General features: G+C 40.0%; 2 protein-coding genes. Both read left to right on the forward strand.

The window, feature by feature from the left end:
• Window positions 1-194, forward strand: a 194-nt coding sequence (locus EI164_RS16210) for a hypothetical protein (protein ID WP_192521002.1), incomplete at its 5' end; no start/stop codon positions are given.
• 432 nt (window positions 195-626) lie between these two features.
• The gene (locus EI164_RS16215; RefSeq protein ID WP_192521003.1) at window positions 627-1,151 is read left to right on the forward strand and encodes a DUF6708 domain-containing protein; all 525 of its coding nucleotides are present in this window, start codon (window positions 627-629) and stop codon (window positions 1,149-1,151) included.
• Window positions 1,152-1,193 lie beyond the last annotated feature (42 nt).

The raw sequence follows: 1,193 nt of genomic DNA on the forward strand, positions 1-1,193 counted from the left end.
CGATACCAGCGCTCATGGAGCCTGCTACCTTGTTAGAAAAAGTGTTTTATGTCGTGATGATGGTAGTTGCAACGCTGGCCTCCTTATCGATACTCGCCATTATTATTGATATCATCGGTGCTGCGCGACCACATGGAGATTACCCAAGCTTCTTCAAGATACTGTGGGATTGGCTGTTATTTCGGTGGATCTAAATATCTGAAGATAGCTCTTAGCTTAAACAGTTAGACAGTGGCTTGAAAGGCATTGAAGTAGATGCGACAGAATAAATGAGGGACCGTTATTTAATATCGCTATTTGAATGTAAAACCGATACAGCCGGTATCACGGAATAGTTTCTTCAGGTTGCTATGGATCCATCCTTGATGTAGAAACTTCACCTGCGCTCATTTCTTTTCCTACTCGATCATAGCTTTCACCTTACGCTCGGTCTAACCAGTGCTTTGCTTTTTTATCCTCGCTCAGGATTCACATCAGGACTGTAAGGTTATAGAAATAGCAGGCGATGACCATATAGAAAATATTCAATGCCTGAAACGTGCTCTCAAGCTTGGTCACTTGAGCATACATTAGAGCAGTTTGATCGTGCTGTGGTGGGTGACGATATTGACCTACAGGATAATTAAATGATAGATATTAATGGTAGAAACCCCTTTGCAAAACTTAGTTATAAAGAAATAAATCAAAAATTCGGTGGTGATTTTGGTGTAGGTCTAGGCGGACGAGTTCAAGAGATTCAGGACTTTAAATGGCTAGATAAAACACACAATTATAACGTACCACTTTATCCTCAGCGTACCGTCGTACAGTTTAATTCAACTTATATGGAGCTAACAGGCCGTCAGGATAGAATACGAGGTGACGTCACGTTTGGCAGTTTGTTTTTTTTAGGACTAATATCAGGTGTCATTTACTTAGGTTTTGTCATACTGTATGACGAGTTCCTAACAGGCTCTTTTCTATTAGGGATATTAGCAAGTACCATAACGTTAGCCTTTATAGTTGCTTTTATTTATTTATTGGCTTTACTCTCAACGGAGCTATTCAGCTATACCTACCTTCCCATTCGTTTTAATCGAAAAACACGAAAGGTTTATGTTCGCCAAGCCAATCGCCAAGTACAAGTTTTTGATTGGGATGAGCTATGCTGAAGAAACCGTACAACTAAACTTGGTAAACTAAGCGTATTCACA

This window comes from Psychrobacter sp. FME13 (genome assembly GCF_014861395.1).
Taxonomy (GTDB): Bacteria; Pseudomonadota; Gammaproteobacteria; order Pseudomonadales; family Moraxellaceae; genus Psychrobacter.